At 67.0% G+C, this 14238-nt stretch carries 14 protein-coding genes; 2 read left to right on the top strand and 12 right to left on the bottom strand.

The genetic code is table 11. The features are described from left to right. The first annotated feature begins 49 nt into the window (after window positions 1–49). The gene (locus ACSFA3_RS17605; protein WP_435506771.1) at window positions 50–949 is read left to right on the top strand and encodes a LysR family transcriptional regulator; all 900 of its coding nucleotides are present in this window, start codon (window positions 50–52) and stop codon (window positions 947–949) included. Between the two features lie 2 nt (window positions 950–951). Here the strand turns inward: ACSFA3_RS17605 and dinG are convergent, their stop codons facing one another. Beyond that, a complete protein-coding gene (gene dinG / locus ACSFA3_RS17600) occupies window positions 952–3237 on the bottom strand; it encodes an ATP-dependent DNA helicase DinG (protein WP_435506930.1) in 2286 nt (761 codons plus the stop codon). Between the two features lie 65 nt (window positions 3238–3302). Next, window positions 3303–3740 carry a PACE efflux transporter gene (locus ACSFA3_RS17595; protein WP_435506770.1) on the bottom strand — a complete coding sequence of 146 codons (438 nt, stop codon included), beginning with the start codon at window positions 3738–3740 and terminating at the stop codon, window positions 3303–3305. Between the two features lie 97 nt (window positions 3741–3837). On the opposite strand from ACSFA3_RS17595, the gene ACSFA3_RS17590 reads away from it, so the two are divergent. Beyond that, window positions 3838–4785, top strand: a complete 948-nt coding sequence (locus ACSFA3_RS17590) for a LysR family transcriptional regulator (RefSeq protein ID WP_435506769.1) — start codon at window positions 3838–3840, stop codon at window positions 4783–4785. Here ACSFA3_RS17590 and ACSFA3_RS17585 read toward each other — a convergent pair. The 10 genes from ACSFA3_RS17585 to ACSFA3_RS17540 form a co-directional block, all read right to left on the bottom strand. Continuing rightward, window positions 4752–5843 (bottom strand): homocysteine S-methyltransferase family protein, encoded by a 1092-nt coding sequence (locus ACSFA3_RS17585; RefSeq protein ID WP_435506768.1) that lies wholly within the window; start codon window positions 5841–5843, stop codon window positions 4752–4754. The genes ACSFA3_RS17590 and ACSFA3_RS17585 overlap by 34 nt on opposite strands. A 59-nt stretch (window positions 5844–5902) precedes the next feature. After that, window positions 5903–6727 (bottom strand): N-formylglutamate deformylase, encoded by an 825-nt coding sequence (gene hutG / locus ACSFA3_RS17580; RefSeq protein WP_435506767.1) that lies wholly within the window; start codon window positions 6725–6727, stop codon window positions 5903–5905. Then, window positions 6724–8106 (bottom strand): formimidoylglutamate deiminase, encoded by a 1383-nt coding sequence (locus ACSFA3_RS17575; protein WP_435506766.1) that lies wholly within the window; start codon window positions 8104–8106, stop codon window positions 6724–6726. Before ACSFA3_RS17575 ends, hutG begins: the two co-directional genes overlap by 4 nt. Further along, window positions 8099–9319, bottom strand: a complete 1221-nt coding sequence (hutI, locus tag ACSFA3_RS17570; RefSeq protein WP_435506765.1) for an imidazolonepropionase — start codon at window positions 9317–9319, stop codon at window positions 8099–8101. Before hutI ends, ACSFA3_RS17575 begins: the two co-directional genes overlap by 8 nt. A 3-nt stretch (window positions 9320–9322) precedes the next feature. Further along, a complete protein-coding gene (locus tag ACSFA3_RS17565) occupies window positions 9323–9898 on the bottom strand; it encodes a HutD/Ves family protein (protein WP_435506764.1) in 576 nt (191 codons plus the stop codon). Next, window positions 9895–10563, bottom strand: a complete 669-nt coding sequence (locus ACSFA3_RS17560) for an amino acid ABC transporter permease (RefSeq protein ID WP_435506763.1) — start codon at window positions 10561–10563, stop codon at window positions 9895–9897. The genes ACSFA3_RS17565 and ACSFA3_RS17560 overlap by 4 nt, the downstream gene beginning before the upstream one ends. Window positions 10564–10592: 29 nt before the next feature. After that, a complete protein-coding gene (locus ACSFA3_RS17555; RefSeq protein WP_435506762.1) occupies window positions 10593–11345 on the bottom strand; it encodes a transporter substrate-binding domain-containing protein in 753 nt (250 codons plus the stop codon). Window positions 11346–11413: 68 nt separating this feature from the next. Further along, a complete protein-coding gene (locus ACSFA3_RS17550) occupies window positions 11414–12394 on the bottom strand; it encodes a Bug family tripartite tricarboxylate transporter substrate binding protein (protein ID WP_435506761.1) in 981 nt (326 codons plus the stop codon). 2 nt (window positions 12395–12396) lie between these two features. Then, window positions 12397–13200 carry a phosphate/phosphite/phosphonate ABC transporter substrate-binding protein gene (locus ACSFA3_RS17545; protein ID WP_435506760.1) on the bottom strand — a complete coding sequence of 268 codons (804 nt, stop codon included), beginning with the start codon at window positions 13198–13200 and terminating at the stop codon, window positions 12397–12399. Window positions 13201–13215: 15 nt separating this feature from the next. Next, window positions 13216–14238, bottom strand: a complete 1023-nt coding sequence (locus ACSFA3_RS17540; protein ID WP_435506759.1) for an ornithine cyclodeaminase family protein — start codon at window positions 14236–14238, stop codon at window positions 13216–13218.

Here is a 14238-nt window from a genome sequence, read left to right as displayed (position 1 = left end):
ACGGTTGCACAGGCACGCCATCGGCACGATCGTTGCAAGATCGATTTCCATGAACCACTTGCGTCTGCTCCGTTATGTCGACGAAGTCGCCCGCGTCGGATCGATCCGCCAGGCGGCCGAGCGGCTGCATGTCGCGCCATCGGCAGTGAACCGCCGCATCCAGGACATCGAGGACGAACTCGGCACGCCGGTCTTCGAACGCCTGCCGCGCGGAATGCGGCTGACGGCGGCAGGAGAGCTGTTCGTGCGCTACATCCGCGGCCGCAGCGCCGACCTGGACCGCGTGCGCTCGGAGATCGAGGAGCTGCAGGGCATGCGCCGCGGCAAGGTGCGCGTAGTCGCCAGCCAGGCGCTGGCTCCGCGCTTCCTGCCGGATGCAATCAGGGACTTTCGCGCCACGCATCCGCTGGTTGCGTTCGACGTGCGCATCGGCGACCACGTGCAGGCCGCAGCCGCGCTGCGCAGCTTCGAGACCGACCTGGCACTGGTCTTCAACCTCGCACCCGAAGCCGACATCGAGCGCGCCGCGGTGGTCGAACAGAGGTTGATGGCGATCATGCACGCCGGCCATCCGCTGGTGAAAGACGGTAACGCCGCCCTGCGCCTGCGAGACTGCGCGGAATATCCGGTGGTGCTGTCGAATCGCGACACCGGCGGACGGCAGTTGCTGGAGCGATTCCTGGCACGCAGTTCGACGAAGCTGGATGCGATGGTCGAGAGCAACAGCTTCGAATTCCTGCGCGGCTGCCTGGACGATCGCCGGTCGATCTCCTTCCAGATGGCCGTCGGCGCCGCTGCACCCGACCGCGACATCGTGGCGCGCGACATCGAAGATCGCGGTTTTCCGCGCGGAGAGATGGTGCTGGCGAATCTGCGGGGCAAGCAGATGCCGGTGATTGCTTATGCGTTCGCCGAGTTCCTGCGAGGGCGACTGCCCGTGCCGGATTGAAGCTAGCTCGCCTCGGCCGGTACCGCTGTTTCGCCTGCAGCCACCCGCGTCAGTGCAAACGGCGGCAATCCGTTCAGCAAGCGCTGCCCATACGCCGTCCGCACCAGCCGCCGGTCATAGCAATACACGCTCGCCCTGTCGTCCTCGCTGCGGATCGCCCGACCGACCCATTGCGCCAGCCGGATCGCCGTCGCCGGCACCACCAGTTCGACGAACGGATCGCGGCCGACGCTGCGCAGCCATTCGGCGCGCGCCTCGCCGACCGGATCGTCCGGCGGCGCGAACGGCAGTTTGGTGATGAAGACCGATTCGCAGAGCTTCCCCGGCAGGTCGAGCCCTTCGCCGAACGATTGCATGCCGAAGATGATCGATGGCGCGCCATCGGCGATGCGCGCGCGGTGCGTGGCGAGCAGGTGCTGGCGCGGCAAGGCGGTCTGCGCCAGCACGTGCGGTCGCAGCGCGTCGGGCAGCGCGAGCAGCGCCTGCCGCATCTGGTCGCGCGAAGTGAACAGCACCAGCGCGCCGTGGCGCACGTCGCCAAGGTCCCGGATCAGCGCCTGCACCATCTCCGCGACGTAGGCGGCTGCTTCGCGCGGATCGGCGCGGGTCTCGGTGGCGAAGAGCCGGCCCTGCACTGCGTAGTCGAACGGGCTCGGCACTTCGAGCGTGCTGGCGGCCGCGTCGTTGTGCAGGCCAGCCTCGCGCAGGAAGAAGTCGAAATGCCCGCAGCTGGTGAGCGTGGCCGATGTCAGTACGGCACCGCGCACCTTGCTCCACAAATGATGGCGCAGCGTGGCGCCGGGCAGCAGCGGACTGGCATGCGCCTGCAGCGACGACATGTCGCCGTCGACTTCCAGCGTGAACCACTTGGCGGCGGGCACGGCATCGGGTGCCGATTCGCGCAGCAGCAGTTGCGCGGTGTCGAGCATCTGTTCAAGGCGCGGCGCGAGCGCGCCGAGCTGCGCATACATCGACGACAGACGCCGCGCCTGGCCGGGGTTGTCGCGCAATTCGGCGCGCAGCGCCTTGGCTATGGTGCGCAGGCAGTCGAGGAAACCGCTCGCATGATGGGCGACACGGCCGAGCGGCTCCTGCAGCGATTCGGGCAGTTCGCCGCGCGGCAGGCGCGCGCGGGAGGTGGCGCGTCCACTTGCAACCGCGGTCGCGGACGGCGCTCCGTTCGAGCCGAGATTGGCCTGCAGCGTCTCGCCGTAAAGCTCCATCACCAGCCGCTCGACCTGCTGCATCGCCTGCCGCATCTGCGACGCGTGGCCGGGAATGTCGGCCACGTCGGTCACTTCGAGCAGCACGCCAACCCGTATCGCACGCTGCGCGAGCCGCTCGGCCCAACCGTGGCGACCCAGGTCCATGCGGCAGGCGAACTGTGCCAGCGCGGTGGCCGGCAGATGGTGAGCCTCGTCGAGCACCAGCAGGCAGTTGTCGAGTTCGGGCAGCAACCGGTTACCGAGCGACGACAGCAGCAGGTCGTGATTGACCACGATCACCTGCGCGCCGACCAGCGTCTTGCGGCGCTCGTAGTAGGTGCATCCTTCGAACGACGGGCAGTGCTTGCCGGTGCATGACGCAGCATCGGCAGCCATCGACGACCAGACCTCCGGCGCAGGCGGCGTGTCGAGCGAATCGCGGTCGCCGTCCCAGGCACCGCTGGCCAGCGCCTGCGCGATGCCGGTGAAGAACTGGAGCCGCGCTGCCACCTCGTGCTGCGGGCGCTCGGGGCGTGCAGCGGGCTCGTCTTCTGCAAACAGGTCGTCGGTGCCGTCTTCGTCGTCATCCTGCGCTTCTTCGGCGAAGCCGGTGAGGCGCGCGAGCTTGAGCTGGCAGACGTAGCGACCGCGTCCCTTGGCGAGTGCGAAGCGGAAAGGCTGTGGCAACAGTTTGGCAAGCGCCGGCAGATCCTTGGTAACCAGCTGCTCCTGCAGCGCGACCGTGGCGGTGGAGATGACGACGCGCGTGTTGCGCGAGATCGCCAGCGCGATGGCCGGCGCGCAGTACGCGAGCGACTTGCCGACGCCGGTGCCGGCCTGGATCACGGCGATGGCACGAACCGGGGCGTCCGGGCTCGATTCGATGTCGCCCTGCCCGTCGGCGGCACTGTCGCCGGACTTGCCTGCCTTGTCGTCACTCTTGCCCAACGTGGCCGCGGCCAGGGTCCGAGCGACTTTCTCGGCCATGTGCCGCTGACCCGCGCGGCTGCGAAAACCGGTGCTGGCCTGCACCACACCGTCGAACGCCTGCAGGGCGGACGCGGCCCATTCCGAAGATTCCAAAGAAGACATCTCCGAGTGTTGCACGGGCGCGCGACGATCCGCCGCTGCCGGGATGTTTCAGCGCATCAGGCCGGCTGCGCGGCGCCGCTGGCCGAGGCCGGGAGACCGAACACCGCGTCGAAAGCCCAGTTGAAGACGAAGGTGTAGACCAGGAAGAAGATCACCAGCCCGAGGTCCATCACCAGCGCCTGCATCAGGCTGATGTCGAGCCACCAGGCGAAGGTCGGCACCAGAAACATGACCAGTCCGCCCTCGAAGCCGATCGCGTGCGCGACGCGGCGCATCAGGCTGCGACCGCGCACGGCCTGGCGAGCTTCCCAGCGCTCGAAAAGCGCATTGAAGGCCAGATTCCAGACCACGGCGATAACCGAAGCGATCACCGCCAGCGCGCCCGAATGCCCGAGCCCCTGACCCGACATGGCGGCCAGTCCGATGCTCGCCGCGACGATGGCGATCGCCTCGTACAGCGTGATGTACACGACCCGGCGCTTGATCCCTTGCATGACTTTTCCCTGAAACCTCTTGAACAAGGCTGGACTTTATTTGCGCCCGGCTGATATAAGAAGTCAGCTTCTTTCAGATTTATTGACAGGCAGGGCCATGAGTTTTTCGAGCGACAACGTCCAGGTGTTCCTCGCCGTGCTGGACCACGGCTCGTTTTCAGCCGCGGCGCGCTCGCTGGGCCGCGTGCCTTCGGCAGTCAGCATGACCATCGCCGGCCTCGAAGCCGAACTCGATCTGCCATTGTTCGACCGCATTGGCCGCGAGCCCCGGGCCACCGCCGCCGCGCGCTCGCTGGAGCCGCAGGCACGACTGCTCGCGGCACAGCTCAAGCAGTTGCAGGTGCAGGCGCTGTCGCTTACGCAGGGGCTGGAGAACCGCCTGACGCTGGCCATCGCACCCGAACTTCTCGCAGCCCCCTGGAGCGGTGCGCTCGCAGCGCTGGCGCAGGAACACCCGCTGCTCGAAGTCGAGGTGCTCGCCGCGCCGCAGGCCGACGCGCTGGCGCTGCTGCATTCGGGCCGCGCGCAGCTGGCGCTGGTCTTCGAGCGGCCGAGCCTCGACGGACGGGAGGGTTTTCAGGAAGTGGCGAGCGACACGATGGTCGCGGTGATGGCGCCCGACCATCCGGTGCTCGCCGCGGCAGGCGGGCGGTTTCGGGAGGAACATCTGACGACCACGCGGCAGATCGTCGTTGCCGGACGCGATCTGACCACCAGCGACCCGCGTTTCGTCTTCGCACGCCACGTCTGGCGCACCGACAACGCGCTGGCTGCGCTGAGCCTGATCACCGCCGGCCTGGGCTGGGGCTGGCTGCCGCGCAACTTCGCGAAGCCGCATGTGGCGGCGGGCACGCTTCTGGAGATACCGTTCGAGAACCTGAGCAACGGGCTCGATCTGTGGGTCGACGTGGTGTGGTCGCGGGAGCGGCCGCTCGGGCTGGGCGCGCAGCGCTTCGTCGCGCTCATTGCGCGCGACAAAAGCGCGTCGGCTTCGGACCCGGCTTCGAAAGTTCAGTCGGCGAGAGCGGCGTCCGGCTCTCTGTAGAACACGCCGCGGCCGATCTTCCGGCCCGGCAGCGCCGCGACTTCCTGCCCGATGGCCGCGATGTGGTCGGGCGTCGTGCCGCAGCAGCCGCCGACGATGTTCACCAGCCCGTCGGCCGCGAACTCGTGCAGCAGCCGCGAAGTGACATCCGGCGTCTCGTCGAAACCGGTGTCGCTCATCGGATTGGGCAGACCGGCGTTCGGATAGCAGCTGATGAAGGTGTCGCCGGCCACGCGCGACAGCTCCTGGATGTACGGCCGCATCAGCGCCGCGCCGAGCGCGCAATTGAGCCCCACGGCCAGCGGCTGCGAATGGCGCACGCTGTGCCAGAACGCGGTCACGGTCTGGCCGCTCAGGATGCGGCCCGAGGCGTCGGTCACGGTGCCGCTGATGATCAGCGGCAGGCGCTCGCCGCTGTTCTCGAAGTACTCGTCGACCGCGAACAGCGCGGCCTTGGCATTGAGCGTGTCGAAGATCGTCTCGACCAGGATGACGTCGCTGCCGCCTTCGACAAGTGCCTCGACCTGCTCGTAGTAAGCGGCGCGCAGTGTCTCGAAATCGACGTTGCGGGCACCGGGATCGTTCACGTCGGGGCTAATGCTGGCGGTCTTGGGCGTCGGGCCGAGTGCGCCGGCGACGAAGCGCGGCTTGTCGGGCGTGCTGAACTTGTCGCAGGCAGCGCGGGCCAGCCTGGCCGATGCGAGGTTCATTTCGCGCGCCAGATGCGCCATCTTGTAGTCCTCCTGCGCCACGGTGGTCGCGCCGAAGGTGTTGGTCTCGATAAGGTCGGCGCCGGAAGCTAGATAGGCCTCGTGGATGTCGCGGATCACGTCCGGCCGGGTCAGCGAGAGCAGCTCGTTGTTTCCCTTCACGTCGCGCTCGAAATCCCTGAACCGGTCGCCGGTGCCGTCCGGACCGCTGTAGCCCTCGCCGCGGTACTGGGCTTCGTTGAGCTTGAAGCGCTGGATCATGGTGCCCATCGCGCCGTCCAGGATGGCGATGCGTTGGGCCAGGATGGCGGGGAGTTGCTGGGCGCGGGTGTAGACGACGGGCTTCATAGCCCGGATTGTAGAAACCGGGCCTTGGCCGTGCAGCCGGAGGCCTGAATCCGGAACCGTCAGACCTTGCGCGGCTGCGCTTCGACGAACTCCAGCACCGTCTCCAGCATCCGCCGCACATGCGGACGCACACTGGCCGCAACGGTCTGCAGGTAATCGAAGGGCAGCGTTTCCTCCATGTAGCTGCTCTGCGTCATTTCCAGCTGCACCGCGTGAATGCCCTGCGAAGGCTGGCCGTAGTTCCGCGTGATGTAGCCGCCGGTGAAGCGGCCGTTGAGCACCGACGTGAAGCCGGACGCGGCCTGCGCGACTTCCAGGAGGCGGGCGCCAAGGATCGGATCGCAGCTCTTGCCCTGCGCCGTGCCGAGGTTGAAGTCGGGCAGCTTCCCGTCGAAGAAACGCGGCAGTACCGAGCGTATCGAGTGCGCATCCCATAACGCCGCAACCCCATGCCGCGCCTTGATGCGCGCCAGCTCTTCGCCGAGCTTCGCGTGATAGGGCTGCCAGACGGCTTCCCGGCGCGCGTCGATCTCCAGCGCGCCGGGCGAACCACCGTCGGCATAGATTGGCGTGTCGTCGAAAGTGTCGGCCGGGCAGAGTCCGGTGACGCTCTGGCCGGGATACAGGCTGGCACCGTCCGGCGGGCGATTCAGGTCGATCACATAACGCGAATGGGTTGCGGCGAGTACCGATGCGCCGAGCGCTGCGGCGAAGTCGTAGAGACGTTCGAGGTGCCAGTCGGTGTCCGGAACCTGCTGCGCTTCGGGCGTGAAGCGCGCGGCCAGTGTGGGCGGAACGTGGGTACCGACGTGCGGCATCGAGATCAGCAGCGGTCGGGTGCCCTGGCGAAAGCGAAACGCGGGTTCGGAGGTCTGGAATGTCATTGCGTGTCCTGAAGCAATTGGCGACGTGCGGCGACGAAGCCGGCCGATGCGCTGTCGTGAAGTGGATGGCGGCCGGCCTGCACGCGCGGCTGGCCGGCGACCCAGACCGCGTCGATGGCGCCGGTACGGTGGCTGGCGAAGATGTGCGACGACAGCATGTCGGGCGCGTCGAGTCCGGCGAGTGCGGAATGCCGGGCATCGAGCACCGTGAAATCGGCCTGCTGCCCAACAACCAGGCCCCCGACCGCACGGCCCGATGCCTGGGCACCGCCTCGAACCGCAGCCAGCGTCATCGCGCTGGCGACGTTCGGTTGCGTGGCATCGGCGATCACGTTGCGCTGCCGCGTGGAGAGGCGCTGGCTGTATTCGAGCATCAGCAATTCTTCGGCGGCGTTGACGCAGATGTGGCTGTCGGAGCCGATCCCCCATGCGCCGCCGGCCGTGCACCAGGCCGGCATGTCGAAGATACCGTCGCCGAGATTGGCCTCGGTGGTCGGGCACAGACCGGCGACTGCGCCGCTTGCCGCGGCGCGACGGTATTCGTCGGCGTCCATGTGCGTGGCATGCACCAGGCACCAGCGCGCATCGACCGGTGCATGGTCCAGCAGCCACGCGACCGGGCGCTGCCCACTCCAGGCGATGCAGTCGTCGACCTCCTTGGTCTGCTCGGCGATGTGGATGTGCACCGGCGCGGTCGGGTCGATGGCGTCCAGCCCGGCCAGCACATCGCGCAAGGCGTCGGGCGGCACGGCGCGCAGCGAATGCGGGGCCAGCCCGAGGCGCGCGCCCTGCGCCTCGCATGTCGGCTTCAGGCCTTCGAGCAGGCGCAGCATCGAATCGGTCGAACGGATGAAACGCCGCTGGCCGTCGCCCGGCGGAGTGGCACCGAAGCCGCTGGTCTGATAGAGCACCGGCAGCAGCGTCATGCCGATGCCCGCTCGGTGGGCTGCACGCAGCAGGGCATGCGCGAGTTCGGCGTCGTCGGCATACGGGCGACCGTCGCCCTGGTGGTGCACGTAATGGAACTCGCAGACCGTGGTGTAGCCGGCTTCCAGCATCTCGACATACAGCCCGAGCGCGATGGCTTCGAGCTGCGCCGGATCGAGCCGCAGTGCGAAACGGTACATCAGCGTGCGCCAGCTCCAGAAGCTGTCGCTCGCCTGGCCGCGAAATTCGGTGAGGCCGGCGATGGCGCGCTGGAAGGCGTGGGAATGCAGGTTGGGTATGGCTGGAACGACCGGGCCGGTTGCTGTCGGTAGGGCTGCGGTGGCGTTCGGTTCGACGCGGGTCAGCTGGCCGTCGTCGTTCCATTCGAGGAGAACGTTGGAGGCCCAGCCGGTGGGTAGCAGGGCCTGGCTGGCGAAGAACGTGTCAGTCATGCAACGCCACCCTCCCCTGCCGAACGACACCCCTCACCGGCCGCTGCCCGAACCAGTAAGCCAGCTCCGCCGCCTCCCGCACATCCCACAGCACGAAGTTCGCCGGCATACCCACTGCGATCGTGCCGTGCGTCGCCTGCAGGCCCAGCGCCTGCGCCGAATGCACGGTCACGCCATCGATCGCCTCGGGCACCGTCAGGCGGAACAAGGTGCAAGCCATGTTCACCATCAGCAGCAGGCTCAGAGCCGGCGACGTGCCCGGGTTGTGATCGGTCGACACAGCCATCGGCACGCCGGCCTCGCGCAGCGCGGCGATCGGCGGCACCTGCGTGTCGCGCAAGGTATAGAACGCACCCGGCAGCAGCACGGCGACCGTGCCCGCCGCCCGCATCGCCTCGATGCCGGCGGCAGAAAGATGCTCGATGTGATCACAGGACAGTGCACCGTAGCGCGCGGCCAGCGCGGCGCCGCCCATGTCCGACAGCTGCTCCGCATGCAGCTTCACCGGAAGCTTCAGACGCTGCGCAGCCATGAATACCTGCTCGGTCTCTTCCAGCGAGAACGCGATGCGCTCGCAGAACACATCGACCGCATCGACCAGCCCTTCAGCGGCCAGCGCCGGCAGCATCTCGTCGCACACGAGGTCGATGTAGTCGCCGCTGCGGCCAGCGTACTCCGGCGCCAACGCATGCGCGCCGAGGAAGGTGGTGCGCACCGTCACGCCGAAAGCATCGCCCAGGCGACGCGCCACACGCAACTGCTTGCGCTCATGTTCCAGCGTCAGCCCGTAGCCCGACTTGATCTCGATCGCGCACACGCCTTCGGCCAGCAGACTTTCGAGCCGCTTCGCAGCGCTGGCGAACAGTTCGTCTTCGCTCGCCTCCCGCGTGGCACGCACGCTGGAGAGGATGCCGCCACCCGCCTTCGCCACCTCTTCGTAGCTCGCACCGGCCAGCCGCATCGCGAACTCGTTGGCGCGCTGGCCGCCGTAGACCAGATGGGTGTGGCAGTCGACCAGGCCCGGCGTGACCAGCGCATCGCGCCCGTCGTGCGCGGGCAGCGCGCCAAACCCGACCGGCAGATCGGCGAGCGGTCCGACCCAGCCGATCCTTCCGTCTGCGACCACGATGGCCGCCTGCTCGCTCGCTTTCGTCGCGAGACGAAGGCGGGTCCACACGCCGTCGGCAGAAGAAAGGGACGCGAAGGGCGTCATGACCTAGAACTCTTCCCGCACGGACCGCCACTGCACGACAGCCAGCCGGGCACCGCGACTCGCCGGCTTCACCTGCCAGGTTTCCTCCTGTTCGGTCCACCAGACACCCTGGCCGTGCCGCAACACGCCCCCGCCGACGCGCCACTGCCCCTCGATGCACATCAGCACGCCGTGCTCGCTGGCGTCCAGCGTCATCGTGTCTTCGAGGACACGCACCTGGGCGCGGCCCTGTCCACGTCGGACCATGAGGTTGAGATCGGTCGACTCGCCGCCCAGCAGGGTGCAATCCACCGATGCCTCGCCGTCGAATTCGAAAGGCTGGTGCGGCACGTCGAGCATCTCGTCGAACCCGTCCGACCGAAGTCGCACCCCGTCGCCATCGAGCAGCACGATCGTTCTGTCAACCCCCGGAAACGTCGAAAACGAACCGCTCGCGGCAATGGTCGCGATGCTGACCCGCCAGTCGAACGCATCGGGCTCCGCGTAAGGTGGCCAGCTGACGACCTCCCGAGTGATTCCACCGCCGTTCTTCCACATCGTGACGGGCAACTCTCCGCATGTAAAACGCCGCAAGCTCATCGCACCAGCCCTCCTTGACTCAGTTTTCGTTCCCAATGCCGCAGCACCAGGGTGACGGTGCCGGTCAGCACGAAGTACACGAGCGCGATGGCCAGATAGACCTCGAGCGAGCGGTACGACACGCTGATGATCTTCTGACCTTCATGCATCACGTCATGAATGGTCAGCAGCGACACCAGGGCAGAATTCTTGATCAGCGCGATGAACTCGTTGCCGAGTGGGGGAATCATGCGCACCACCGCCTGCGGCAGCACGATCTGCCGCATCGCGACGGAAGGCGTCATGCCCAGCGACTGCGCGGCGAGCGTCTGCCCTCGATCGATCGACTGGATCGCGCCGCGCACGATCTCCGAAACGTACGCACCCGAGTAGACGCCGAGCCCCAGCACGCCGCACAGGAATGCCGGCAGCAGGATGCCGAAATGCGGCAAGCCGAAGAACAGGATGAACAGTTGCACCAGCAGCGGCGTGCCGCGGATGACCGCAACGTAGGCCGTGCACATGCCGTAGAGCCAGCGGCGTTTCGGGTCCAGCCTGCCGATGCCGACCAGCAGGCCGAGCACGCAGCCGAGCGCCAGGGCGCACGCGGTGATTTCCACCGTGACGAGCGCGCCTCGCAGCAGGTCGGGCCAGCCGGCCCGGACGGGTGAAAAATCCAGATCCACGGATCAGCCGCGAAGACTTGCGAGGCCTGTCATTTGAACCACTTCTTGACGATTGCAGCGTAAGTGCCGTCGGCCTTCAGCCTGTCGATCGCTGCATTCACCGACTTCGTCAGTTCGGGCGTGTCCTTGCGGATCGCCATGCCGTATTCCTCGGTCGTGAGCTGCTCGTCGAGCACCTTCAGGCCGGGGCGCGTGCGGGTGTACTGGTAGGCGGCGGGCTTGCCGGTCACGGCTGCGTCGCTGCGGCCGATGTCGACCAGGTTGAACATCTCCTGGTTCTTCTCGACTTCCATCAGCTGCACCTGCGGGTACTTTTCCTTCACATAGCTCACCGACTTGGTGCCGACCTGCACGCTGACCTTCTTGCCGTTCAGGTCGGCAGGCGTCCTGATCGTGGTGTTGCCTTCCTTGACCATCGCGACCAGGCCGCCGGCGTAGTACGGCGCAGTGAAGTCGACGACCTTCCTGCGCTCGTCGGTGATGTAGATCGCCGAGACCGCCATGTCGAATCGCCTGGAGATCAAGCCGGGGATCAGACCCTTGAAGTCGATGTCGACCCATTCGATCTTCCGGTCCATCGCCTTGCCGATGGCCTCGACCAGCTCGACGTCGAAGCCGGTGCGCTGGCCGTTCTCGACGAACTCCATCGGCGGGAAAGTCGCGTCGGTGCCGACGGTGAGCACCGCCTGTGCTTGCGCATGGACGACACCGGTCAGCCCTCCGAAAACGACGAATGCGACGAATGCGGTGGCGGCGGCGACAAGCTGGCGGCGGAAGAACATGGTGATTCCTTTAAAGAGAAAGACAGAAAGAGAGACGAAAGCGGCAGGAGATTCGATACGGCCGACAGTCAGTCCGGCTTGATGTTCTTTTTCTGGACGACGTCGGCCCAGCGCGCGGTTTCGGTCTGGATGGTCGAGGCCAGCGCCTGCGGCGTGCCGCCGCCGGGCTCCAGTCCGAGTCCGGCGAAGCGCTCCCGGATGGCCGGCTTGGCCAGCATCGCCAGGCTCTCGGCATTCAGCTTGTCGACGACCGGCTTCGGCGTCGCGGCAGGCACCATCAGTGCGTACCAGGAGACGGCTTCGAACTTAGGCATGCCCTGCTCCGCGACCGTCGGCACTTCCGGCAACGTGGCGGACCGCTTGAGGCTGGCGATGCCGATCGCGCGCAGCTTGCCACCGCGGATCAGCGGCAGCACCGACGACATCTGGCCGAACATCATCGTGACCTGACCGCCGATGACGTCGTTGAGCGCGGGTCCGGTGCCCTTGTACGGCACGTGGATCATGCGGACGTTGCCCTCGAGCGACATCAGCTCGCCCGCGAGATGCGCCTGGCTGCCGGCACCCGGCGAAGCGAAACTCATCGTGTCGGGTTTTGCGGCGGCCATCGCGAGCAGGTCCTTGAGGCTCTTCACCGGAGAGTCGGCACTGACCACCAGAACGTTCTCGACGGTCGCGAGCATCGTCACCGGCTGCAGCTCCGAAGCCTTGTACGGCAGGTTGGCGAACAGCGACGGGTTCACCGCGATGTTGCCGGCTGGCACGATGCCGACGGTGTAGCCATCGGGTGCGGCCTTGGCCAGAAAGTCGACGCCGATGTTGCCGGCGGCGCCTGCCCGGTTCTCGACCACGAAGGCCTGGCTCCAGGCCTCGCCGAAATCCTGGCTCAGCACGCGGGCCAGTACGTCGACCGGCCCGCCCGGTGCGAAGGGCACGACCACGTGCACGGGCCTGGCCGGATAGGGATAGGTTTGCGCCTGGACCGAAAGCGGCACCGCAGCAAGCAGGATCGACGCGGCCATCGAAGTGACCCACAGCAAGCGCTTCATCGTCAGAGTTCCTCGAAGGATGGGACAGGGCGCCGCGCGGTCGCGGCCAGAACGTCGTAGGCCGCCGGATCGACGGACACGAAACCTGCAAGCAACACGCGTTCCCTGACCGGCTGCAACTCGACCGCTGCAGCGACATCGGCGAGCGCCTTGCGCAGGCGCTGCAGTTCGTCCGGCGCGAGTGCAGCGGTCGCGACAAGGGGCGGAATCGGCATCGGGCCGGTACTGGCGACGACGCGCACCTGCGCTGCGAGCGCCGGCGCGTTGTGGCGCAGGAGGTCGTGGTAGTAGCTGTCGAGCGGACCGATGTCGATGCGGCCGTCGACCAGCGCCTCGATTACGCCGCGCGCGTGGATCAGGTTTCCGACCGCCTTCGTGTAGAGCCGGGTGCCTTCCCTCGCGCGGTGGGGTGCGAGGTGGCGTGCGAAAGCCAAGCCGCCCGACATCGAATCGGACAGCGTGTAGCCGACCGTGCCGCCAAAGGTCTCCTTCAGCGTCTGGAACGGCGCGTCGGCACGCACGACCATGTCGGTGAAGTACACCGGTGCGCCGCCGTAGCGCAACGGGGACGGCACGGGTGCGGCAATCAGGATCGGCTTCGTTTCGCGCTGCGCGAACGGCAGTCCGCACATCATCAACAGACCCAGATCGTCCCGCGCCCACAGCACCGACAGCGGCGCAGGCGCGTCGTAGTCGATCACGTCCCAGGAGAGGTCGGCACGTGCCAGCACCCAGCGCAGCAGCACCTTCCAGGCTTCGCGCACTTCGGGCGTCGCCGAGTACATGCGGGCGTTGGCGACAGGCACGGCGGCGTTCACTGTTCAGCGGAAACGCAGCGTCTGTCCGATCCCCATGGCTTTCGCCTTGTCGAGCATCGCGCAGCCGAGCGCGATGTCCGACAGCGACAGACCGCGGTGCCAGAACAGGTTGGTTTCGTCGTCGCTCTCGCGGCCCGGCTTCATGCCCGCAACGATCTGGCCGAGTTCCGCGTGCAGCGTCTCGGCTGACAGCCTGCCGCTGTCGACGTGCGCCCGCAGCGCTCCGAACGGACCGGCCTTGGCCTGGCCCCAGTCGTCCATCACCATCTTGTCCATGATGTCGGTCAGCGAAAGCTCGACTGCGCTGTTGGTGCCATAGGGAATCACGCAGGCGCCCTTCTTGATCCATTCGGTCTTGAGCTTCGGCTCCGGCTTCTCGAGGCGCGAAGCCTCGACCACGATATCGGCGCCGCGCACGCACGACTCCCAGTCTTCGGTCACAGTGATCTTCACGCCCAGGTCCTGCTCCAGCTTCGCAGCGAAGGCGTCGCGGCTTTCCTTGCGGCGCGAGTGCACGCGGATCTCGTCGAAGCCGAAGATCGAATGCAGCAGGCGCACGTTCCAGTAGGCCGTGCCGCGCGCACCGATATGGCCGAGGATCTTCGAATCCTTGCGCGCCAGATGTTTCGCGCCGATGGCGGTGATCGCGCCGGTGCGCATGTCGGTGATGTCGGACGCGTCGATGATCGCGACCGGCACGCCGTTCTTCGGGTTGAAGAGGTTGAGGATCGCGAGTTCGGACGGCAGGCCGATCTCGTAGTTGCGATAGAAGTCGCCGACCACCTTCACGCCCGCTACACCTTGGTCACCCATCGTGCGGATGTAGCCGCGCAACACGTTGAAGTGGCCGGGATAGTCCTTCTCCGGCACAAGATGCATGCGCGGCTCGATGGTTGCCTCGCCGCGTGCCTGCGCGACCAGGCCGCGCTCGACGGCCGCGATGATCTCGGCATCGGTCATCGCCAGCTTCCGGACGTCCGGATGGTTGAGGTAGTGGAGGTTGATCTCTGCGGTGGAATCGGACAT

It is taken from the genome of Variovorax glucosi (genome assembly GCF_051216695.1).
GTDB lineage: Bacteria > Pseudomonadota > Gammaproteobacteria > Burkholderiales > Burkholderiaceae_C > Variovorax.
This window is presented reverse-complemented; position numbering and strand designations above follow the sequence as displayed.

What these genes read in the sequence shown, in the direction of transcription:
- ACSFA3_RS17575 (WP_435506766.1), bottom strand. Translation starts at nt 8,106, where the DNA reads ATGACTGACACGTTCTTCGCCAGCCAGGCCCTGCTACCCACCGGCTGG.
- ACSFA3_RS17585 (WP_435506768.1), bottom strand. Translation starts at nt 5,843, where the DNA reads ATGAAGCCCGTCGTCTACACCCGCGCCCAGCAACTCCCCGCCATCCTG.
- ACSFA3_RS17550 (WP_435506761.1), bottom strand. Translation starts at nt 12,394, where the DNA reads ATGAAGCGCTTGCTGTGGGTCACTTCGATGGCCGCGTCGATCCTGCTT.
- hutI (WP_435506765.1), bottom strand. Translation starts at nt 9,319, where the DNA reads ATGACGCCCTTCGCGTCCCTTTCTTCTGCCGACGGCGTGTGGACCCGC.
- ACSFA3_RS17590 (WP_435506769.1), top strand. Translation starts at nt 3,838, where the DNA reads ATGAGTTTTTCGAGCGACAACGTCCAGGTGTTCCTCGCCGTGCTGGAC.
- ACSFA3_RS17605 (WP_435506771.1), top strand. Translation starts at nt 50, where the DNA reads ATGAACCACTTGCGTCTGCTCCGTTATGTCGACGAAGTCGCCCGCGTC.
- hutG (WP_435506767.1), bottom strand. Translation starts at nt 6,727, where the DNA reads ATGACATTCCAGACCTCCGAACCCGCGTTTCGCTTTCGCCAGGGCACC.
- ACSFA3_RS17565 (WP_435506764.1), bottom strand. Translation starts at nt 9,898, where the DNA reads ATGAGCTTGCGGCGTTTTACATGCGGAGAGTTGCCCGTCACGATGTGG.
- ACSFA3_RS17555 (WP_435506762.1), bottom strand. Translation starts at nt 11,345, where the DNA reads ATGTTCTTCCGCCGCCAGCTTGTCGCCGCCGCCACCGCATTCGTCGCA.
- ACSFA3_RS17540 (WP_435506759.1), bottom strand. Translation starts at nt 14,238, where the DNA reads ATGTCCGATTCCACCGCAGAGATCAACCTCCACTACCTCAACCATCCG.
- ACSFA3_RS17595 (WP_435506770.1), bottom strand. Translation starts at nt 3,740, where the DNA reads ATGCAAGGGATCAAGCGCCGGGTCGTGTACATCACGCTGTACGAGGCG.